24 protein-coding genes are annotated in these 21,730 nt (G+C 41.2%); all 24 read left to right on the forward strand.

Annotated elements, in window-relative coordinates:
- The first annotated feature begins 32 nt into the window (after window positions 1–32).
- The 24 genes from glyA to BHF68_RS09340 all read left to right on the forward strand — a co-directional run bounded on the left by glyA (window position 33) and on the right by BHF68_RS09340 (window position 21,664).
- Window positions 33–1,286: a serine hydroxymethyltransferase gene (gene glyA / locus BHF68_RS09225; protein WP_069643354.1), complete on the forward strand. Its 1,254-nt coding sequence runs from the start codon at window positions 33–35 to the stop codon at window positions 1,284–1,286.
- Between the two features lie 36 nt (window positions 1,287–1,322).
- Window positions 1,323–1,952 carry a uracil phosphoribosyltransferase gene (gene upp / locus BHF68_RS09230; protein WP_069643355.1) on the forward strand — a complete coding sequence of 210 codons (630 nt, stop codon included), beginning with the start codon at window positions 1,323–1,325 and terminating at the stop codon, window positions 1,950–1,952.
- Between the two features lie 607 nt (window positions 1,953–2,559).
- Window positions 2,560–3,696: a non-hydrolyzing UDP-N-acetylglucosamine 2-epimerase gene (gene wecB / locus BHF68_RS09235; RefSeq protein WP_069643356.1), complete on the forward strand. Its 1,137-nt coding sequence runs from the start codon at window positions 2,560–2,562 to the stop codon at window positions 3,694–3,696.
- 96 nt (window positions 3,697–3,792) lie between these two features.
- On the forward strand, window positions 3,793–3,999 hold the full coding sequence (locus BHF68_RS09240; protein WP_176719912.1) for an AtpZ/AtpI family protein: 207 nt from the start codon (window positions 3,793–3,795) through the stop codon (window positions 3,997–3,999).
- Window positions 4,000–4,080: 81 nt separating this feature from the next.
- A complete protein-coding gene (locus BHF68_RS09245; RefSeq protein WP_069643357.1) occupies window positions 4,081–4,470 on the forward strand; it encodes an ATP synthase subunit I in 390 nt (129 codons plus the stop codon).
- Between the two features lie 3 nt (window positions 4,471–4,473).
- Complete coding sequence (atpB, locus tag BHF68_RS09250; RefSeq protein ID WP_069643358.1) at window positions 4,474–5,265, forward strand: F0F1 ATP synthase subunit A; 792 nt, start codon at window positions 4,474–4,476, stop codon at window positions 5,263–5,265.
- A 93-nt stretch (window positions 5,266–5,358) separates the two neighbouring features.
- Window positions 5,359–5,589 carry a F0F1 ATP synthase subunit C gene (gene atpE / locus BHF68_RS09255; RefSeq protein ID WP_069643359.1) on the forward strand — a complete coding sequence of 77 codons (231 nt, stop codon included), beginning with the start codon at window positions 5,359–5,361 and terminating at the stop codon, window positions 5,587–5,589.
- A 99-nt stretch (window positions 5,590–5,688) separates the two neighbouring features.
- Window positions 5,689–6,174, forward strand: coding sequence for a F0F1 ATP synthase subunit B (gene atpF, locus BHF68_RS09260; protein WP_069643360.1), 486 nt, complete (start codon window positions 5,689–5,691; stop codon window positions 6,172–6,174).
- On the forward strand, window positions 6,171–6,722 hold the full coding sequence (locus BHF68_RS09265; RefSeq protein ID WP_069643361.1) for a F0F1 ATP synthase subunit delta: 552 nt from the start codon (window positions 6,171–6,173) through the stop codon (window positions 6,720–6,722). The genes atpF and BHF68_RS09265 overlap by 4 nt, the downstream gene beginning before the upstream one ends.
- 16 nt (window positions 6,723–6,738) lie before the next feature.
- Window positions 6,739–8,253 carry a F0F1 ATP synthase subunit alpha gene (gene atpA, locus BHF68_RS09270; protein WP_069643362.1) on the forward strand — a complete coding sequence of 505 codons (1,515 nt, stop codon included), beginning with the start codon at window positions 6,739–6,741 and terminating at the stop codon, window positions 8,251–8,253.
- Between the two features lie 66 nt (window positions 8,254–8,319).
- Window positions 8,320–9,189 (forward strand): ATP synthase F1 subunit gamma, encoded by an 870-nt coding sequence (atpG, locus tag BHF68_RS09275; RefSeq protein WP_069643459.1) that lies wholly within the window; start codon window positions 8,320–8,322, stop codon window positions 9,187–9,189.
- A 31-nt stretch (window positions 9,190–9,220) separates the two neighbouring features.
- Complete coding sequence (gene atpD, locus BHF68_RS09280; RefSeq protein ID WP_069643363.1) at window positions 9,221–10,627, forward strand: F0F1 ATP synthase subunit beta; 1,407 nt, start codon at window positions 9,221–9,223, stop codon at window positions 10,625–10,627.
- A gap of 24 nt (window positions 10,628–10,651) precedes the next feature.
- Window positions 10,652–11,050: a F0F1 ATP synthase subunit epsilon gene (locus tag BHF68_RS09285; protein WP_069643364.1), complete on the forward strand. Its 399-nt coding sequence runs from the start codon at window positions 10,652–10,654 to the stop codon at window positions 11,048–11,050.
- A gap of 631 nt (window positions 11,051–11,681) precedes the next feature.
- Window positions 11,682–12,047 (forward strand): NADH-quinone oxidoreductase subunit A, encoded by a 366-nt coding sequence (locus BHF68_RS09290; RefSeq protein ID WP_084019335.1) that lies wholly within the window; start codon window positions 11,682–11,684, stop codon window positions 12,045–12,047.
- Between the two features lie 50 nt (window positions 12,048–12,097).
- Window positions 12,098–12,613 (forward strand): NuoB/complex I 20 kDa subunit family protein, encoded by a 516-nt coding sequence (locus BHF68_RS09295; protein ID WP_069643461.1) that lies wholly within the window; start codon window positions 12,098–12,100, stop codon window positions 12,611–12,613.
- On the forward strand, window positions 12,600–13,088 hold the full coding sequence (locus BHF68_RS09300) for an NADH-quinone oxidoreductase subunit C (RefSeq protein ID WP_069643365.1): 489 nt from the start codon (window positions 12,600–12,602) through the stop codon (window positions 13,086–13,088). The genes BHF68_RS09295 and BHF68_RS09300 overlap by 14 nt, the downstream gene beginning before the upstream one ends.
- A 14-nt stretch (window positions 13,089–13,102) precedes the next feature.
- Window positions 13,103–14,209, forward strand: coding sequence for an NADH-quinone oxidoreductase subunit D (locus tag BHF68_RS09305; protein ID WP_069643366.1), 1,107 nt, complete (start codon window positions 13,103–13,105; stop codon window positions 14,207–14,209).
- A 5-nt stretch (window positions 14,210–14,214) separates the two neighbouring features.
- The gene (nuoH, locus tag BHF68_RS09310; protein ID WP_069643462.1) at window positions 14,215–15,174 is read left to right on the forward strand and encodes an NADH-quinone oxidoreductase subunit NuoH; all 960 of its coding nucleotides are present in this window, start codon (window positions 14,215–14,217) and stop codon (window positions 15,172–15,174) included.
- A 4-nt stretch (window positions 15,175–15,178) separates the two neighbouring features.
- Window positions 15,179–15,967: a NuoI/complex I 23 kDa subunit family protein gene (locus BHF68_RS09315; protein WP_069643367.1), complete on the forward strand. Its 789-nt coding sequence runs from the start codon at window positions 15,179–15,181 to the stop codon at window positions 15,965–15,967.
- Window positions 15,964–16,464 carry an NADH-quinone oxidoreductase subunit J gene (locus tag BHF68_RS09320; protein ID WP_069643368.1) on the forward strand — a complete coding sequence of 167 codons (501 nt, stop codon included), beginning with the start codon at window positions 15,964–15,966 and terminating at the stop codon, window positions 16,462–16,464. Before BHF68_RS09315 ends, BHF68_RS09320 begins: the two co-directional genes overlap by 4 nt.
- A gap of 4 nt (window positions 16,465–16,468) precedes the next feature.
- Window positions 16,469–16,774 carry an NADH-quinone oxidoreductase subunit NuoK gene (nuoK, locus tag BHF68_RS09325; protein ID WP_176719917.1) on the forward strand — a complete coding sequence of 102 codons (306 nt, stop codon included), beginning with the start codon at window positions 16,469–16,471 and terminating at the stop codon, window positions 16,772–16,774.
- A 44-nt stretch (window positions 16,775–16,818) separates the two neighbouring features.
- A complete protein-coding gene (gene nuoL / locus BHF68_RS09330) occupies window positions 16,819–18,675 on the forward strand; it encodes an NADH-quinone oxidoreductase subunit L (protein WP_069643370.1) in 1,857 nt (618 codons plus the stop codon).
- Entirely contained in the window at window positions 18,675–20,207 is a 1,533-nt protein-coding gene (locus BHF68_RS09335) for a complex I subunit 4 family protein (protein ID WP_069643371.1), read from the forward strand. Before nuoL ends, BHF68_RS09335 begins: the two co-directional genes overlap by 1 nt.
- Window positions 20,208–20,212: 5 nt before the next feature.
- The gene (locus BHF68_RS09340) at window positions 20,213–21,664 is read left to right on the forward strand and encodes an NADH-quinone oxidoreductase subunit N (protein ID WP_069643372.1); all 1,452 of its coding nucleotides are present in this window, start codon (window positions 20,213–20,215) and stop codon (window positions 21,662–21,664) included.
- Window positions 21,665–21,730: the final 66 nt, after the last annotated feature.

Consider the following 21,730-nt stretch of genomic DNA (forward strand, 5'->3'; position numbering starts at 1 on the left):
AATTTCAAAATCTGGAAGGAGAATTTAACAAAATGCATCATTTAATTCACAAAGACAAAGAAATAGCTGACTTAATACATAAGGAGTTAGAGCGTCAACGTAATAAAATTGAACTTATCGCTTCTGAAAACTTTGTAAGCAAGGCAGTAATGGAAGCAGCGGGGACAGTATTGACGAACAAATATGCTGAAGGCTACCCTGGGAAGCGTTACTACGGTGGCTGCGAGCATGTTGACGTAATTGAGGACATTGCAAGAGAACGCTTGAAGCAAATTTTTGGAGCTGAACATGCTAATGTTCAGCCCCATTCAGGTGCCCAAGCAAATATGGCAGCTTACCTAGCCTTAATTAAACCAGGTGATACAGTATTAGGTATGAACCTGGCACACGGAGGACATTTAACACACGGAAGTCCTGTTAATATGTCAGGACAATACTATAACTTCGTTGCCTATGGGGTAGATTCTGAAACTCACAGAATCGATTATGATGAAGTTGAAAAACTTGCAGTTGAGAACAATCCGAAATTAATTGTTGCTGGTGCAAGCGCTTACCCAAGGGTAATAGACTTTGAAAGAATGTCTCAAATTGCCAAGAAAGTTAATGCTTACTTCATGGTAGATATGGCGCACATTGCAGGTCTAGTTGCTACTGGACATCATCCAAGCCCAGTTCCATATGCGGACGTTGTAACAAGTACAACCCATAAAACACTACGCGGACCTCGTGGTGGTGTAATCTTATGTAAAGAAGAATTAGCTAAAGCTATCGACAAAGCGGTATTCCCTGGTAGTCAGGGTGGGCCGTTAATGCATGTTATTGCTGCAAAAGCCGTTGCCTTTGGCGAAGCACTACAACCTGATTTCAAGCAATACTCACAAAATGTAGTAGAAAATGCCGCAACACTTGCAAATGCATTAACAGAGCGTGGCTTCAACCTAATCTCTGGTGGAACAGACAACCATTTATTATTAGTTGACCTAAGAAGTGTTAACCTAACTGGTAAGGTTGCAGAGCATGTATTAGATGAAGTAGGCGTGACTGTAAATAAGAATGCCATACCAAATGATCCAGAAAGTCCATTTGTTACAAGTGGAATTCGCATTGGTACGGCTGCAGTTACAAGTAGGAAAATGGATAAAGCAGCAATGGTTACAATTGCAGACATCATCGAATTAACACTTAAAGGCCCTGAGCATCAGCCATCATTAGCGGAAGCTAGTAAATTAGTTAAGGAATTATGTGACAAGTTCCCACTCTACGCTTCAGCTAAATGCAGCAAGTAGTATATAAGAAAACATTAATCGCTAGGAGGTACATCAGTGGGCAACGTATACGTTACTGATCACCCGTTAATACAACACAAGTTATCATATATAAGAGATGTAAAGACAGGTACTAAAGATTTTCGCGACTTGGTAGAAGAAGTATCTATGCTTATGGCATACGAAATTACAAGAGACCTACCGTTAGCTGACAAACCAATCCAGACACCTTTATGTGAAATGACTGCAAAACAAATTGCAGGCAAAAAACTTGGCATCATTCCTATTCTGCGTGCTGGTCTAGGAATGGTAGATGGGGTACTTAGACTGATTCCAGCAGCTAAAGTTGGGCATGTAGGTCTTTATCGTGACCCAGAAACACTTGAACCAGTAGAATACTATTGCAAGCTACCAACAGACGTTGAAGAGCGGGAGTTAATTGTAATAGACCCAATGCTAGCTACTGGTGGTTCGGCTGCGGCAGCAATTCAATTTCTAAAAGACCGTGGCGCCCAAAATATCAAACTAATGTGCTTAATTGCAGCGCCTGAAGGAATTGCTAAGGTACAAGAGCATCATGATGATGTAGATATATACATTGCAGGAGTTGACGAAAAGCTTAATGAAAAGGGTTATATTGTTCCTGGGCTAGGGGATGCTGGGGATAGGCTTTTTGGGACTAAGTAGAGAGTGTCGGAGCAAGGTATGCTGAACTCGCTCACAAGGCGAGTAGGGGGTATTAAGTTCGTTCCCAAGGACTGCGGCTTAACTATTTCTATAGCTCACTTCGAAATAACTTCCAAACTCCCTTCGGTCAAACAGTGGAAGCTATCATTTCGAAGCTTCGCTAAGAACTAGTAGTAAGCCTACGTCAAGGTCACTCACTTAACACCGCCCTACTCTTTGCGGATAAGTGAGTGCTCGTTCTACATATCTTGCTCCTCAGCGGGAGCGGGGAGCACTTGGTTAATACAGCTAACTTTTTGGTAGTGATTGAGTGCTCGTGCAGCATAGCTTTACTCGTATGCACTCTTCAAAAGATATTGCTATTTGTAGGGCGTGGGTGGAGTGTTGATTTTCGAACCCTTTGCGGGAGACTTTTTTTGATCAATTGCGTGGCGTCTTTTAGGCAGAAACTCCGATGTCTGACCGGAGGGAGTTTTGGAGTTTCCTAAAAGACGGCGCGCAATTTGAAAAGTCGGGAGCATTGTGGTGAGGAAATTAGCACTTCGCCCTAAGCCCTATCTATACCACCATGAGTTCACTACAATATTTTTAGTAAGGAGTATTTGACATGACCACTTACTCACAAAACGAGCAACGCGAAATCCGTGTCCTCACTGTCTTTGGCACACGCCCTGAGGCTATTAAAATGGCTCCACTAGTGAAAGCGCTAGAGAATGATGCAAAGATTTGCTCGAAGGTATGCGTGACAGCTCAGCACCGTGAGATGCTTGATCAGGTATTACGCCTATTCGAAATAGAGCCTGACTACGATTTGAATATAATGAAAGATAGACAAACCCTAACTGGAGTTACTACGAGGGTTCTTTCTGGTTTAGAGGAAGTTCTTACGAGTGAAAAATTCGATATAGTCCTAGTTCATGGTGACACGACTACTACGATGGCTGCAAGCTTGGCTGCTCTCTATCAGCAGGTGGCAGTCGGGCACGTTGAAGCGGGCTTAAGAACCTATAATAAATACTCACCGTTTCCAGAAGAGATGAATCGTCAACTAACTGGGGTTGTTGCAGATTTGCATTTTGCCCCAACAGATACCGCGAAACAACACTTATTACAAGAAAACAAGCCAGAGAAATCAGTCTATGTAACTGGTAATACTGTCATTGACGCATTAAAAACTACAGTTAGAGAGCAGTACTCCCATGAGGTACTTGACAAGATTCCTAAAGGAGCACGTATGCTATTGGTAACAGCTCATCGCCGTGAGAACCTAGGTGAACCTTTAGAAAATATTTGTAGAGCTATTGTTAGCGTAGTAGAGGAATACGAAGATGTTCACGTTGTGTACCCAGTACATTTAAACCCGCGGGTGAGAGATACTGTAAATCAGTTCCTATCTGGGCATGAACGAATTCATTTAATAGAGCCTTTAGATGTACTAGACTTCCATAATTTCATGAAACGGTCATACTTAATCTTGACAGATTCAGGTGGTCTTCAGGAAGAAGCTCCTTCCTTGGGTAAACCAGTGCTAGTACTTAGGGATACAACGGAGAGACCAGAGGGAATTGAAGCAGGAACCTTAAAGCTAGCAGGTACGAATCAAGAACAGATTTACAAACTAACAAGAGAATTATTGGAAGACAAAGAGCTGTACTTGAGAATGTCAAAAGCGTCGAATCCGTATGGTGATGGATATGCGTCGGAACGCATAGTTAAGGCTATTAAGGAATATTTTTCATTATAATAGTAAATTATAGCAATTAAATACTATTTAGTGACCAGCGGTGGGTTGACATTGCCCCTACGCTATTGTATTATTTAACGAGGCTCGGTGATTAGCTTGGATAAAACCCCGCTCAAAGCGATTGTACTAGTTACATCTATAGGGATTCAGTTTGCTGCTGCTATAGTAATTGGAGTTCTAATAGGCAGCTATCTTGATGGTAGATTTGGGACAGGGCAATTGTTTATGGTAATGGGTGTTTTCCTAGGCTTAGCGGCTGGATTATTAGGGGCTGCAAAGTTGATTAAACCGTTCCTTGAGTAGTGATTGTTCTAATGCAATATAGCATTATTTTATACTGGGTTAATAACAAGTCTTCATTAATAGAATGGATGGAAAATATAGATGGACAACTTTCATAAGAATTATAAAAAAGTTGTTGTAATCACCGCTATAATAATGCTGAGTGTAAGTGTTTTATGGTTTTTCAATCCAAACCCTATCTATGCAGGATTTGTTTTAGGCGCAGCCGTTAGTATTATTAATACATATCTTCTTTATCGAAGCGTAATTACAGTAACGGAATGGAAGGAATCTGACGGTAATAGCCTTATGCGCTCATCTGGGATGGGTTGGCGCGTTTTTTTTGTGATTATCGCTGTTATCTTTGCTGATCGAGTAGAGGGCGTTAGTGTGTTTGCGACAGTATTTGGAGCATTTTTTGCGCAAATCGTTGCATATATATACTTTTTTATCAATGTTTACAAAACAGAGTATATGAAGGGGGGGAAATAATAAATGGATTATGTTTTTCCTAAATGGTCACCCGCTAGCTTACCATGGCTAGAATTTAACCTTAGCACAGTAGCTATGATTTTAATAACCTGTGTTATTACCTATGCACTCTGTATGTGGTTTATTCGTGGCTTAAGTGTCAACAACCCTTCGAAAAAGCAGGTAATATTTGAAACGATTTATGAATTCATTCGTGGTGTTGTAGCAAGTACGATGGATATGAAGCGCGGCGAACGATTTGTTGCTTTAGCTATGACCTTATTCTTATTTATTTTCATTGCCAACTTTTTAGGGATTCCATTAAAAGTAACAGCCAGTTTTACTGAGACTACACCATTTTGGGAGTCTCTAGGGATAACAAAGGAAGTAATCGAAGCCCAAGGTGGATCTGCTTACGTACTGTTTTGGACATCTCCTACATCTAGTGCTAGTGTGACGATTGCAATGGCGATAGCTATAGTTCTTTTGTCTCACGTACTTGGTGTACAGTACCGCGGTCCAGCCAAGCATGCTAAACACTTTTTCCAACCGAATCCACTGTTCTTCCCATTGCATATTATTGAAGAAGGAGCAAAGATGCTTACTCTCGGCTTCCGTCTTTATGGTAACATATATGCTAAGGAAGTATTGATAGCTGTTATTTTAACAATGCCGCTAATGTACTACTATGTAGGTGGATTTGCAACGATGGTAATCTGGCAGGGTTTTGGTATCTTTATGGGTACTGTTCAAGCTTTCGTATTTACCGTATTAAGTATGGTGTACATTTCAACACAGACAGCCGACCATCATTAGTATCGCGAAACATTAGCTATTTAGCTGTTTCATAATATAGTAATCATAATTTTCTTATTTGAGGTTTTGAAATTTGGAAAGGAGGGGAAAGGCATGGAAGTAGGAGCAGGTATCGCTTTAGCAGTTGGTATTATCATGGGTCTTGCAGCTTTAGGAGCAGCTTTAGGTGTAAGTAGAGTTGCATCTCAAACAATTGAAGGAATTGCCCGTCAACCAGAGGCAAAAGGATCACTTCAAACAACAATGTTTATCGGTATTGGTCTTGTAGAGGCATTACCTATTATCGCAACGGTAATCGCATTTATGCTATTAGGTAATCTGTAAGACTTTTGAGGACAACTGGCGGTGGCTAATTGCCAGCGCCTTAATTTTTGTCCCACATCAGCATGAAGGTGCTGATTAACTGAGGGGAGTGAAATTGTTATGGAATTTCAAGTTGGAACAATGATTGCTCAGCTCTTCGCCTTCCTTGTATTATTCTTACTATTACGCAAATTTGCTTTTGCACCACTAGCTAAAGCCATTCAAGATCGTCAAGATCACATTGAGAAACAGATTAAAGATGCCGAAGATCAGCGCATCCAAGCTGAAAAGCTTCAGGCTGAACATAGACAAGAAATGGTGAAAGCGCGTGAAGAAGCGTTAGAAATCGTTGAACGCGGACGCAAGCAAAGTGAAAAGCAAGCTAGTGATATATTAGCAGCAGCTAAGGCAGAGACAGATCGCATGAAGGAAACTGCAAAGCTTGAGATTACTAAGGAAAAGGAACAAGCCTTAGCAGAGCTACGCGATCAAATCGGTTCTATGTCTGTTCTGATAGCGTCTAAGATTATCGAGAAAGATATGGACGAAGCTGAGCATAACGCACTTATAGATAAATACCTTAAAGAGGTAGGTAAGGGCGTATGATACAAACAACAGTAGCAACGCGATATGCGGAAGCCCTGTTTGCTATCGCAAAGGAGAATAACTCCTTTGACCAATTAGAGCTTGAACTTACAACGATTGATCAGGCGATGGAAGCGAATGAAGATTTCAAGAAGCTTCTTAATCACCCACACGTTGCTAAGGAAGACAAGAAACGCTTACTAGCCGATGTATTTGCAACTAGCATCTCAGAGGTTACAGTGAACTTTCTAAATCTTCTAATTGATAAACAGCGACAGGATATATTCTCACAAATCGTAAAATCATTTATCGTGATTTCCAATGAAGCACGAGGCATAGCGGATGCAACTGTTGTATCTGTAAGTGCTTTAACTGACACACAATTAGAGCAAATTCGTGCAACCTTTAAAGAGCTTATTGGAAAAGATCTTCGTATAACCACCGAGATTGATAAAGATATCATCGGCGGTTTTATAGTACGTATTGGAGATCGTGTTTATGATAGCAGCATTAAAACGCAATTAGATCGTTTTAAAGTTTCATTACGCGAAGCTCAAGTCGGTAGATAGGGGTGAATCAAAGAGTATGAGTATCAGACCAGAAGAAATCAGTTCGCTGATCAAAAAGCAGATTGAAAACTATAAATCTGATATCCAGGTTTCTGATGTCGGTACTGTAATGCAAGTTGGTGACGGGATTGCTCGTATCCATGGCTTAGAAAAAGCTATGGCTGGTGAGCTTCTAGAATTCTCCAATGGCAGTTATGGTATGGTACTAAACTTGGAAGAAGATAACGTCGGTAGTGTTATCATGGGTCCTTTCAAAGATATTCGTGAAGGAGACCAAGTAAAACGTACTGGACGTATTATGGAAGTACCAGTAGGGGAAGAACTAGTTGGTCGTGTAGTTAACGCAATTGGACAGCCAGTAGATGGTAAAGGCCCAATCAATGCTAAAAGCTTCCGTCCAGTTGAATCTCCAGCACCAGGTGTAATTGATCGTAAATCAGTTCACGAGCCACTACAAACAGGAATTAAAGCGATTGACTCGATGATTCCAATTGGTAGAGGACAACGTGAGTTAATTATCGGTGACCGCCAAACAGGTAAAACGACAATTGCTATTGATACCATTCTAAACCAAAAAGGTAAGGATGTTATTTGTATTTATGTAGCGATTGGACAAAAACAATCAACAGTTGCAAACGTTGTGGAAACACTTCGTAAGCACGGTGCAATGGACTACACAATCGTAGTAACTGCGAGTGCGTCTGATCCAGCACCATTGTTATTCTTAGCACCATATACTGGTTGCTCAATGGGTGAGTACTTCATGTATAAAGGCGGACACGTTCTTTGCGTATATGACGACTTAACCAAACAAGCAGCAGCGTATCGTGAGCTTTCCCTATTACTTCGTCGTCCTCCGGGCCGTGAAGCATATCCAGGGGATGTATTCTACTTACACTCGCGCTTACTAGAGCGTGCAGCGAAGTTAAGTGACGCTAATGGTGGCGGAAGCTTAACGGCATTACCGTTTATTGAGACTCAAGCAGGAGACGTTTCTGCTTATATCCCGACAAACGTTATCTCCATCACAGACGGACAGATATTCCTAGAGTCAGATTTATTCTACTCAGGTATTAGACCAGCGATTAACGCAGGTATTTCTGTATCCCGTGTTGGTGGATCAGCTCAAATTAAAGCAATGAAAAAGGTAGCAGGACCATTACGTCTTGACCTTGCACAATATCGTGAGTTAGCAGCATTCGCTCAGTTTGGCTCTGACTTAGATAAAGCAACCCAAGCTCGCCTAGAGCGTGGTAAGCGTACAGAAGAAATTCTGAAGCAGGGTGAGAACAAGCCTATGGAGGTTGAGGACCAAGTAATCAGTATTTACGCTGTTACTAAAGGACACCTTGACGATATTCCTGTAGCTGACGTTTTACGTTTTGAAAAGGAATTCTTAGCTTTCTTAGAGCAAGAAGCTCCACAAATCCAAACGTCAATCCGTGAGCAAAAAGAAATGACAAAAGAAACAGAAGATCAGCTTATAGCTGCAATCGATAAATTCAAAAAAGGCTTCGCTATAAAAGGATAACATTATCACCGGTTAAAGGTATTGCTAATGTTTGCAAGAAAAAGGTGGTGAATTAACGTGCAAGGAATGCGTGAGATTAAGCGAAGAATTCGTAGTGTAAAGAACACACAGCAAATCACGAAAGCTATGAAAATGGTAGCTGCGGCTAAACTCCGTCGTGCTCAAGAGCGAGCTGAACAAGCTAAGCCTTATGCGGCTAAGATGGCAGAAGTGCTATCTAGCATTGCGAAAGGTACTAAGGATGTCAGTCATCCAATGCTTGAAAAGCGTGAAGTGAAAAAGACGGGCTACATAGTCATAACTTCAGACCGTGGATTAGCTGGTGGTTATAACACTAATATTCTTCGCAAAGCGGCAACAGAAATGCAAAAGCATCAATCCCAGAATGACTATGCGGTGTTTGCAGTCGGACGTAAAGCCGTTGACTACTTTAAGCGTCGCGAATATCCAATCGTTGGCGAGATTACAGGTGTAACGGATTATCCAACCTTTGCAGACATCAAGAAGATCACTTCTACAGCAGTAGGCATGTATGCCGAAGGGATTTTTGATGAATTGTATGTTGTCTATAATGAATTCGTAACGGCAGTAACACAAGTGCCGACAGTCCAACTGCTATTACCACTCGATAACGTTGAAGCTTCAGATGAAGTGGAAGCACAAGAGCAGGAGATATCGCAGAAGGAATACATCTACGATCCATCGGCTACGGAAGTTTTAGAAGAACTATTACCGAAGTACGCTGAGACATTAATCTTTAATGCAATTTTGAATGCGAAGGCAAGTGAGCACGGAGCACGTATGACTGCCATGGGAAGTGCGACAGATAATGCTTCAGAAATGATTAAGACATTATCGTTGAAATACAACCGAGCACGTCAAGCAGCAATCACTCAAGAAATCTCTGAAATTGTTGGCGGTGCGAACGCGCTATAGAAAATCCTTAAGATAGGAGGGAAACTCAAACATGCAAAAAGGTCGCGTATTACAGGTTATGGGTCCTGTTGTAGACGTTCAGTTCGAGAAAGGGCATCTACCAGAAATCTATAACGCTGTAACAATAGATTATAAAGCAAAGAATGAAAATGAAAGAGACGTAAGTCTTACGATGGAGGTTGCTACGCACCTAGGGGACAACGTTGTCCGTTGTGTAGCGATGTCAACAACTGACGGTCTAGTTCGTGGAACTGAAGTAGTTGACCAAGGTAGAGCTATCACTGTACCTGTAGGTCGCGAGACTCTTGGTCGTGTATTTAACGTACTAGGACAACCAATTGACGAAGCAGGCGATGTAGTAGCACAAACAAATTACCCAATCCACAGACCAGCTCCAACGTTTGAAAATCTATCAACACAAGAAGAGATTCTTGAAACAGGTATCAAGGTTATTGACCTACTAGCTCCTTACGCTAAAGGTGGTAAGATTGGTCTTTTCGGTGGTGCTGGTGTTGGTAAAACAGTACTGATCCAGGAGCTTATTAACAATATAGCTCAGGAGCATGGTGGACTTTCCGTATTCGCAGGTGTAGGGGAGCGTACTCGTGAGGGTAACGACCTTTATCATGAGATGACGGATTCTGGAGTTATTAGTAAAACATCAATGGTATTCGGTCAGATGAACGAACCACCAGGTGCACGTTTGCGCGTTGCCCTAACTGGACTGACAATGGCTGAATATTTCCGTGACGAAGAAGGACAAGACGTACTATTCTTCGTAGATAACATCTTCCGTTTCACACAAGCTGGTTCTGAGGTATCTGCCCTACTTGGACGTATGCCATCAGCGGTTGGTTACCAGCCAACACTTGCTACAGAAATGGGACAATTACAAGAACGTATCACTTCAACTAATAAAGGTTCAGTAACATCAATTCAAGCAATCTACGTACCAGCGGATGATTATACGGATCCAGCTCCTGCTACAACGTTTGCTCACTTAGATGCGACTACAAACCTTGATCGTAAAATATCAGAGCTTGGTATATACCCTGCCGTTGACCCATTAGGTTCTACATCTAGAATCTTGACTCCTGCTGTTGTAGGACAAGAGCATTATGATGTAGCTCGTGGTGTTCAGATAATCCTACAGCGTTACAAAGAGCTACAAGATATCATCGCCATCCTAGGTATGGATGAATTATCTGACGAAGATAAGATGCTAGTTGCTCGTGCGCGTAAGATTCAACGTTTCTTATCTCAGCCTTTCCACGTGGCAGAGCAGTTTACTGGATTCCCTGGTAAATATGTTCCTGTTAAGGATACGGTTCGCAGCTTTAAGGAAATCTTAGATGGTAAGCATGATGATCTTCCAGAGAGCGCATTCCTATACGTTGGAACGATTGAAGAAGCTGTAGAAAAAGCGAAAAAGGGCTAAACCTCGTAAATTAGGAGGTTCATTATGAAAACATATTTATTAGAAATTGTTACCCCAGAACGTAAAGTATATAGTGATGACGTAGAGATGCTAATAACAAAGGCAGAATCAGGGGAAATTGGTATTCTAGCAGGTCATACACCACTAGTAGCCAGTTTAGCTATAGGCCCACTACGAGTGAAGAAAAACGGTGCAGAAATATTAATGTCGATTATGAAAGGTTTCATGGAGGTTACTGAGACTAAGGTAGTAATTCTAGCCGAGGCGGCAGAGCTTGCAGAAGAAATCGATATTGATCGCGCTATGCGTGCAAAGGAACGTGCTGAAGAGCGCATCCGTGCTAAAGAAGACGTTCTTGACTTCAAACGCGCAGAGCTAGCACTGCAAAGAGCAGTTACTCGTATTAAAGTTAGTGGCAAGTAAACAACATAAGTAGAGTTATATACTTTTATACTTCTAAAAAAAGAAAGTCTTTTATAAGGCTTTCTTTTTTGTGTTCATTCAGGCATACTTGGCTACATTTGGTACATAATAAATAAAGCTTAGTATGTATTACATAACTATTATAAGTATAAATTAACTATAAACTTTCTGACTGCAACTCAGAAAAAATAAATATTATAACTATTTATTTGGTTAGTGGTATTACTAGTGGTGGCTAAGAAATTAGATAATAAAAATAGAAAATTAGTTTAAAAACATAGATAATAGTCACCAAAAAATAACTAGAAAAATATATATTAAAAAACAAGTATATTCAGCATATAACAGAGAGTAAAATTAATAACTGTTACATAACAATGGTGTTTCTTTGTTTTAGAACACACAATGATTAGTTAAAGCCTTATGTATCACAGACTAAAACTACTGTTATAATTAGCAGACAACAACTGTTATAGTTAAAAAATACGTCATAATTGCGTATAATCAGTAATAACTAGGTAGACAGTTTGAAGTTTCATCTGATATAATCTACACATTGAATATTTTTAGCACTATATAGTAAAAAAGATGTAGAAATATTTATTTTGTGAATAGGAGGGTGCAGGAAAACATGGATTTGTATTTAACGAGCTATACATTTGTAATCTTCTTTCTATTGCTTGGTATCGCACTTCCAGTAGGGGGGTTAACCTTTGGTAGATTTCTGAGACCACATAACCCGTATCCAGAGAAGCTCGTTACATATGAAAGTGGGATACTACCAACTGGTGATGCGCAAGTACGCTTTAAGGTTGCCTATTATATCATCGCCCTGGAGTTTGTCATATTTGATGTAGAGACAATATTTTTCTACCCTTGGGCAGTTGCCTTTGATGAGCTAGGATGGTTTGGTGTGCAAATAATGCTGATATTTATCTTTATTCTAGCTGTGGGGCTCGCATATTCGTGGAAAAAGAAGGTGCTTGAATGGAACTAAAAAACAACAATAACATTATGAATGAAAATAAGATTATTTTCGACCAAAGAATGTTTGAAGACTTTGATCCAGATGTATTAGAACAAGTAAAGCAAAATGTAGCTTTTACTAAGCTAGAAGAACTAAAAGCCTGGGCTCGAACGCGCTCCTTCTGGCCAATGACCTTTGGATTAGCTTGCTGCGCAATAGAAATGATGGCGACAGGAGCTGCTAGGTATGACTTGGACCGTTTTGGAGTAATATTTCGCGCGACGCCAAGACACTCTGATGTAATGATTGTAGCAGGTACTGTAACGAAGAAAATGGCGCCAGTACTTAGAAGACTATATGATCAAATGCCAGAGCCAAGATGGGTTATAGCGATGGGCTCGTGTGCTATATGTGGAGGTCCTTATTATAAAGGGTACAGCGTACTAAATGGTGTTGATAAAATAGTGCCAGTTGATGTCTATGTACCAGGCTGTCCGCCAACTCCACCAGCTTTACTTGACGGCATTGAAAAGCTACGGGTGAAAATACGTGCCGAAGCAAAGGGGAAGAAGGTGAAAGTCAATGGACCAAAATAAGTTATTAGAGCAGATTGTTGATTCTTTTATTAGTACTAATGGTCCCGACTCGATTATAGAAAGCAAGCTAAACTATGACTGCCCTTATATTGTTATAGATAATCAATCATGGAATCGCATGACTGCATTATTACTTAGGGACGATGAAGCACTGCAATTTGAATACCTTAGCTGTGTGTCAGGTGTCGACTATCCAGAAGAACAAATGATGGAAGTGGTTTATATGCTTTATTCCATCACACTAAATCAGAACGCAGTAATTAAGGTTAGAATTCCAAGGGATAACCCAAGGATTATGTCCGTTAAGGAGCTCTGGAACTCTGCTGATTATCATGAGCGTGAAGCATACGACTTATTAGGAATTCATTTCGAGGGTCATCCTAACCTAACAAGAATCCTATTAGAAGATGATTGGGAAGGATATCCTTTACGTAAAGATTACGAAGTAGACAAAGCAAAACTAGGACTAGAATAGGGGGTGAATACTACATGGCAATACGTACAGAAGAAATGATGTTAAATATAGGGCCTCAGCATCCTAGTACACACGGTGTATTTAGAATTATGGTAAAAATAGATGGTGAAATAGTTAACGAAGCAATACCTGTAGTTGGTTACCTGCATCGTGGTACGGAAAAAATTGCTGAGGACTTAACATATGCACAGGTAAACCCATATTTTGACCGTTTAGATTATCTGAACGCTATGACTAATAATTACGCATGGTGCTATACTGTCGAGAAATTGATGGGTATCGAAACACCAGAACGTGCTGAATACCTGAGAGTAATAAATATGGAGCTAAATCGCGTAGCGAGCCATCTAGTCTGGTGGGGAACATTCCTGCTTGATATTGGTGCATTAAGTCCGTTTATATATGCATTTAGAGATCGTGAATACATCCTAGACCTGTTTAACAAAATTTGTGGGGCAAGACTTACATATACGTACATGCGCATTGGTGGTGTTCGCTTCGATGCTCCTCCAGGATGGATTGATGAGGTAAAAGAAACTGTAAAACTATTACGTGAGAATATTAAGGAATATGACACATTAGTAACTGGTAATGAAGTGTTCCAGCATCGAACAATGGGTGTCGGAGTCATAACGAAAGAACAAGCTATTGATTGGGGACTAACAGGACCAGTGGCTAGGGCGAGCGGTGTAGATTTCGATATTCGTCGTGACGATCCATATTCAATATACGATCGCTTTGACTACGATATTCCAGTCAGAACAAAAGGTGACGTATACGCTAAATACGAAGTGCGACTTGAGGAAATTCGCCAATCACTAAACATAGTGGAACAGGCATGTGAGCAAATCGAAAAAATCGATGGTCCAGTACTTGCTAAGGTTCCGAAGATTATCAAGCCGCCTAAAGGCGAAATTTACTGCCGTGTTGAAGGCTCGAAGGGTGAGCTAGGTGTTCACTTAATCAGTGACGGTACTACAAAACCGTATCGTATGAAAACCCGACGACCATCATTTGTTAATGTGTCGATTCTACCAGAGCTTTTAAAAGGTGAGAACATAGCTAATTTGGTAGCGATTTTCGGTGGACTTGATGTTGTTTTAGGGGAGGTTGATGCATAGTGGATATGAATCTACTAATGATTACAATATACTCTGTCGCATCACTTGGTGCTTTGCTATTAGTTGTCATGTATACCATCTATTTCGAGCGTAAGGTTATTGGTTTTATGCAGGTACGTATTGGGCCTAACCGCCACGGTTGGAAGGGATTATTACAGTCTCCTGCTGACGTTATGAAACTAATGCTTAAGGAAGATATCATACCAGCGAACGTAGATCGTAATATATTCCTGATAGCACCGATAATTGCCTTTGCGCCATCATTTATGGTTTTAGCAACAATTCCTTGGTCCGAAAGACTAACGGGTGCAGACTTAAACGTTGGTGTGCTTTACTTCGTTGGAGTATCATCAATCACTACGATAGGAATTCTTATGGGTGGTTGGAGCTCGAATAATAAGTACTCTCTGTTAGGTGCTATGCGTGGTGTCGCACAGATGATAAGCTACGAAATCCCATTAGTTATGTCAATCATTGGTGTAGTAATCCTAGCTGGATCACTAAACCTACGGGAGATAGTACTTGCTCAGCAAACAATGGGAGTATGGTTTATTATACCGCAATTCTTAGCCTTTGTTGTCTATATGATAGCTGCCGTAGCTGAACTAAATCGTTCGCCTTTTGACTTGCCAGAGGCCGAATCAGAGCTAGTGTCGGGATATCATACTGAATATACAGGCTTTCGTATGGCGTTCTTTTTCCTTGCGGAATATGTATATGCAATTGCAATTGCAGCGTTAGCTACTACTCTGTTCTTAGGTGGATGGCTTGGACCAGCATTCCTACCAGGAATCGTATGGTTCTTTTTGAAAATGTCACTGTTTGTATTTGTATTCTTCTGGCTACGTGCAACAATGCCACGTGCTAGAGTCGATCAATTGATGACCTTTGGCTGGAAGGTACTAATACCATTAGCATTACTAAATATCGTAATTACTGCCGTAGTCAAAGCGTGGATGGGGTGATAAAATGTTTCGTTTTTTAAAGGGGTTTGGTGTTACACTCAATTACTTTAGAAAAAAGAAAGTCACCGTCATGTACCCAGATGTTAAGGAAGTAATGCCAGAACGCTTTCGTGGAGTACAACGCCTGATGACGGAACGGTGCATTGTGTGTAACATGTGTGTGAAAGTATGTCCGACAGAGGTTATCTCCTTAACTGGAGAAAAGGACGAAGAAACAAAGAAAAAAGTCTTAACAAGCTACGATATAGAATTTGAGCGCTGCATTCGCTGTGAGTTTTGCTCGGAGGTATGCCCGACGGAAGCAATCGTATTTACAACTAAGTACGACAACCTATCGGTAATCGACCGCAGCAAGATGAAAATCGACCAGCAGTGGTTAGAGGATAACCACATCTTTGGTAACTATACAACACCGGAGGAAAAGGCAAAGCAGGATGCTATTAAAGCCGAAGCCAAAGCAAAGGCAAAGGCTGCTGCAGAAGCTAAGAAGGCAAAGGAAGCAGCAGAAGCAAAGCCTGAGGCAGAAGCAAAGCCTGAAGCAAAAGCTAAGCCTGAGGCAGAAGCTAACAATGCTGCGAAATCAGAAGCTAAGGTTACTGCAGATGTTATGAAGGATGTAAACGCTACAAAAGCTCAACAGGAAGGTGCCGAGGCGAAGGCGATAGATCAAGCCATCAAAGCACCAGGAGCAAAAACTCAAGCTACTGACCAAGCTGCAGCTACACCAGCTGCAAAGAATGAAGTAGATAATAAACAGGATAATAACAAGGGTGAAGGAGGGGATCGTAAGTGACAGGAGAATTAGCAGTATTTTTTGTCCTAGCAATCGTGGCTATCGCTTGTGCGGTACTAATGATAAGTGCACAGCGCATGGCCCATATGATCCTCTCGATGGTGTTTACCTTTTTAGCAATTGCGGGACTGTATTTCTTACTAAGAGCAGAATTTATTGGAGTCGTTCAGATTATAGTTTATGTCGGAGCAATGGCGATTTTATTCGTATTCGCTGTTATGATGACGGAACACAAAGTTGTGTCCTTCGGTCCTGAAAAACACCAAGTGCACAAAGTGTTATCCTTCGTGGGAGTTGGTGCATTACTAGCGGGTATGCTCTATGGGATTTCTACATTAGATATGCCAGCGAATCAATCTCCACAGTACATTGGTTCAGCCAAGGATATAGGTTTAGAGCTTTACGGATATTACGTAATAGCCTTTGAAGCTGTAGCGATTCTGTTATTAGTAGCTTTAGTTGGAGCTATAGTAATCGCTAGAAAGGAGGCTGACTAAGTTGATACCATTAACATCTTATTTAGCCTTAGCTGCTATCTTATTCTGTGTAGGACTTTACGGAGTTCTAACAAAAAGGAATCTTGTAATAGTACTTGTATCAATTGAATTAATGCTTAATGCAGTTAACATTAACTTAGTTGCATTTTCTAGTCTTGGACCGGTTGCCAACATTACAGGGCAAGTGTTTACCCTCTTTATCATATCGGTAGCCGCTGCTGAGGCAGCTGTAGGTCTTGCAATTCTAATCGCACTCTTTAGAAATCGCGGAACGGTTGATAGTCGCAAACACAATTTATTGCGTTGGTAGTTGTGAGACTGTGGCAAGTAGAATAAAAGGAGAAAGGTGATGGTATGATACAATACGCCTGGTTAATACCTGTCTTCCCACTACTAGCCTTCGTGCTGCTCGTTCTTTTTGGTAAACAAATTAAAGAGAAAGCAGCATATGTAGGGATTGTTGCCCTATTGGCTTCGTTTGGGATGTCGGTAATCGTATTAATAGAACGAATTGGTGGAGAGACGGTTCGCTTTGTCTTTAACTGGCTAACATTTGGTGATACAACAATTACGATGGGCTTTGAAGTAACGGCTTTAAACGCAATGATGCTCGTAATTGTAACCCTAGTTAGTTTGTTAGTGCATATGTTTTCGCGAGATTATCTCCATGATGATGCAAGAATAGAAGTGTTTTTCTCATACTTAGGGCTATTTACTTTTTCGATGCTTGGGTTAGTATTAGCACCTAATATTCTACAGTTATTCATTTTCTGGGAGTTAGTAGGTTTGTGCTCGTACCTATTAGTTGGGTTCTGGTACTTTAAGCCAGAGGCGGCTGCAGCTGCGAAGAAGGCCTTCCTAACTACGAGAATTGGTGATGTTGGTCTATTTATTGGTTTGATATTGACGTTTATTTATACAGGTTCATTTGAGTATGATGCAATATTTGCAGCATTAAATGCAAACCTTGTAGATCAGACAATGATTACAATCATTGCACTTTTAATCTTCCTAGGGGCAGTTGGTAAATCGGCACAGTTTCCGCTACATGTATGGTTGCCTGATGCTATGGAAGGTCCGACACCAGTTAGTGCCTTAATCCATGCCGCAACAATGGTTGCCGCTGGTGTGTATTTAGTAGCGGTTATGTATCCGATGTTTGTTATGTCAGATACGGCATTGACGGTAGTTGCGTATACTGGTGCCATTACAGCACTGTTTGCAGCGACTATAGGACTTGTGCAAAATGATATTAAACGTATCCTTGCCTATTCAACCGTCAGTCAATTAGGATTAATGGTGTTAGCGCTTGGTACATTTGGTTACGTAGCAGCACTTTTCCACCTAATGACACATGCATTCTTTAAAGCGCTATTATTCCTAGGTTCAGGTAGTGTAATCCATGGAGTACATAGTCAAGATATTAATGACATGGGTGGATTGTGGTCGAAGATGCGGACGACTGCAGTTACCTTCTTAATTGGATGTTTGGCGATTGCTGGTATCCCGCCACTTGCAGGGTTCTGGAGTAAGGAAGAAATACTAGCAAATGCTTGGGTACACGGTGGATTCTTCTTATTCGCCATCGCTGCCCTTACGGCAGTCCTGACAGGTTTTTATATGTTTAGATTATTCTTTAAGACATTTACTGGGGAATATCGTGGGAAGCATAAGCCACACGAAAGCGGTCCATTTATGACAATTCCGTTGATTGTCCTAGCAGCACTAGCTCTTGTAGCTGGTTTTGCAAACGCTTCATTTTGGGATTACCCGTTAGAAAGATTTTTATTAGCGGGGACATTGATTGGGCCACAGGTACATGCTGAGACATGGATGATTTTCCTGTCCATAGTAATTGCCTTAGCTGGGATTGTTCCAGCGTACTTAATCTACGGAAAACAAGTTATAAAAAGTGAAAATATTAGAAACAGCTTCCCGTTTGCCTATCAATTATTACGTGATAAATACTACATCGATGAGCTTTATATCAATGTCATAGTTAAGCCTGTTGTTAGCTTAGGCAAAGGTCTATGGGCGATGGATCGACACATCATTGATGGCTTAGTCAATGTAGCTGGTCGCTCTGCTGGCCAAGCAGGAGGAAGCCTGGGCAAACAGCATAACGGTCAAGTACAGACATATGGAGTAGTTACAGTACTTGGTGGTATTGCCTTATTTGCTATAGCGTTTCTGGTAAGGGGGTATATGTAATGATTCCAAACATTCTTAGTTGGTTAGTGTTTTTCCCACTAGTTGGATTATTGATTACCTTCTTCATTCCTAAGGATAATGTTAGTACTATCCGCACAGTCGCTGTAGCAGTTACAGCAGTAACTCTAGTGCTATCACTGATGCTATGGGTGGCTTTTGATACAACCCAGGTTGGTATGCAGTTTGAGGAGAATTATCGTTGGTTCGATGTTGGCTTCGTCCAATTCAACTATGACCTTGGTGTTGATGGTTTATCGCTACCGATGATACTACTAACAACGATTGTCACGTTTTTAGCGGTTATTGCGTCCTTTAACATTAAGGATCGGACCAAAGAATACTTTATGTGGCTATTCGCCCTGCAGACGGGTATGACGGGCGTGTTTGTTGCACTAGATATGTTATTGTTCTTTCTGTTCTTTGAGCTTACACTAATTCCGATGTTCTTTATTATCGGTATCTGGGGTGGCAAGGAGCGTGAATACGCAGCATTTAAGTTTTTAGTATATACAGGTTTAGGAAGTATTGTAATGCTGTTAGGATTCTTCGCACTCTTCCTATACGGAGCAGTAGCGACGGGCTTTACAGAAACAACATTTAACATGATCCGCCTGTCAGAAATTTTTGCAAGTCCAATGGCTGCTGATGTTGTCAGTTCTGGTGTGAAGGCAGCAATATTCTTAACTATCTTTATCGCCTTTGCTGTAAAACTACCAATATTCCCATTCCATACATGGTTACCTGACGCCCACGTGCAGGCACCAACTCCAGCAAGTATGATACTAGCGGGAGTACTACTTAAAATGGGAGCATATGGACTGATACGTATCGGCTATGGAATTTTGCCAGAAGCAGCAGCCCAATTCGCAACACTGATAGCCATACTCGGTGTGATCAATATCCTTTATGGAGCCATGCTAGCGCTCGTACAGAAGGATTTAAAGAAACTTATTGCCTACTCTAGTATTAGTCATATGGGTATCGTTTTACTTGGAGTAGCATCTTATACTACGCAAGGGATGCAGGGTGCAATATTCCAAATGGTATCCCACGGGTTTATCTCAGCGTTACTGTTCTTCATGGTTGGAGCAATTTATGAGCGTACCCATACGCGCATGCTAGCAGACCTTGGAGGATTATCGAAATCGATGCCTATCTTAGCAGGATTTATGCTAGCGGCAGCGATGGCCTCGGTTGGTCTACCAGGATTATCTGGTTTCGTCAGTGAGCTTTTAGCCTTTATGGGTATTTTCGCTGCAGCACCTGAGATTATCCCAGCTGCTAAGACAATCGCCGTCATTGGCGCCTTGGGTATTATCCTCACAGCAGCATATCTGCTCTGGGCTATCCAGCGGACAACGTTTGGCCATATACGAGATGAATACAAAGATTTGCCAGACGCTCGTAAACTTGAGTATATTCCAATGGTAACATTATTTGGCTTAAGCTTACTTATTGGAGTGTATCCGGCAATCTTAGGAGACGTTATTAACATTACAGTAATCGACTTAGTGTCGAGGATAGGGGGTTAAAGCCGATGAGCGAAAATGTTTTCAATGCTGACTGGTCTTTAATGACCCCAGAAATTGTCCTTGTTGCCTTTGGTTTGTTAATTCTAATTATTGACTTTATGACTGGAGTACGTGGTCGTAAGATTTCCCTCGGAATGATGAGCGTATTTGCCATTGTCGTTACGATGGTACTGGTCATATCTGATAATCGCATTGGAACCATTGGACATACCTTTGTTCTGGACCCATTTGCCGTATTATTTAAAACCGTAATCCTTGCTGGTGTAGGACTTGTCATCCTAATTTCCATGAGTTATATGGAAAAGCATAAGGACATATACCAAGGGGAATTTTACTACCTGTTGCTATTTGCTGCTGCAGGTGCGATGCTTATGACGTCGTCAGCAGACTTAATTACACTATATATAGGACTTGAGATTTTAAGTATTTCATCCTATTGCTTAGCGGGCTTCCGTAAAAACTATGTGAAGTCGAACGAAGCAGCTATGAAATACGTAATTCTTGGCGGTGTGGCATCAGCCTTTATCCTATACGGAATGTCATTTATCTATGGTTTAATTGGTTCTACGAGCCTATTAACTATTGGGCAGCAGATTCCACAGGTATACGCTGATTATCCTTTCCTGGTAATTATGTCGGTACTATTTATGCTTGTAGGTTTTGGCTTTAAGATTTCAGTTGTACCGTTTCATATGTGGGCGCCAGATGTTTATGAGGGTGCACCAACACCAATAACGGCGTTTCTAACTGTCGTATCTAAGGTGGCAGCATTTGCGATTTTACTACGTGTATTCTCTCTAGGATTTGGGGGGATATTCTCACACTGGTACTTCTATATTGCAGCTATCGCGGCAGTAACGATGATTGTTGGTAACGTCGTGGCCTTAACACAGACGAATATAAAACGCCTGATGGCCTACTCGGGAATTGCCCAGGCGGGGTACCTGCTAGTACCATTAGCAGCACCGCTAGCTTGGGATGTTACCTTAAGCCAAATTATGTTCTATGCCGTTGCCTATCTGTTCATGACTATTGGAGCATTTGCGGTCATTACATTGGTGACAGACGACAGAGACTCGGAGGAGCTATCTAGCTTTGCTGGTCTAGCTCAACGCTCACCGTTCTTAGCCTTTGCCATGACAGTATTCCTAGTGTCATTGGCAGGATTACCAATAACGGCAGGCTTTATCGGGAAGTTTTACATTTTCCTAGGTGTTATGGCCACTGAAACATATTGGCTAGCAATCATTATGGCAATAACGAGTATCATCTCATTCTACTATTACTTTGGCATTATTAAGCAAATGTACATGCGTCCAACAGAAGAATCGAAGCTCGTGCCTTCTACCAGCTTGTCAGTAGTTGTAGCTATAGCTTTAATTGGAACAATCGGGCTTGGTTTATTACCAGGATTTTTGATGGATATATTGACAGCTTCAGTTTGGATGCAGTTCTAAAGATTGATTAGCATATAGTAGTAAAGAACATAACAGCAATGTTAGTGTCAACCCCTTGCACAGTGA

Source organism: Desulfuribacillus alkaliarsenatis (assembly GCF_001730225.1).
Taxonomy (GTDB): Bacteria; Bacillota; Bacilli; order Desulfuribacillales; family Desulfuribacillaceae; genus Desulfuribacillus; species Desulfuribacillus alkaliarsenatis.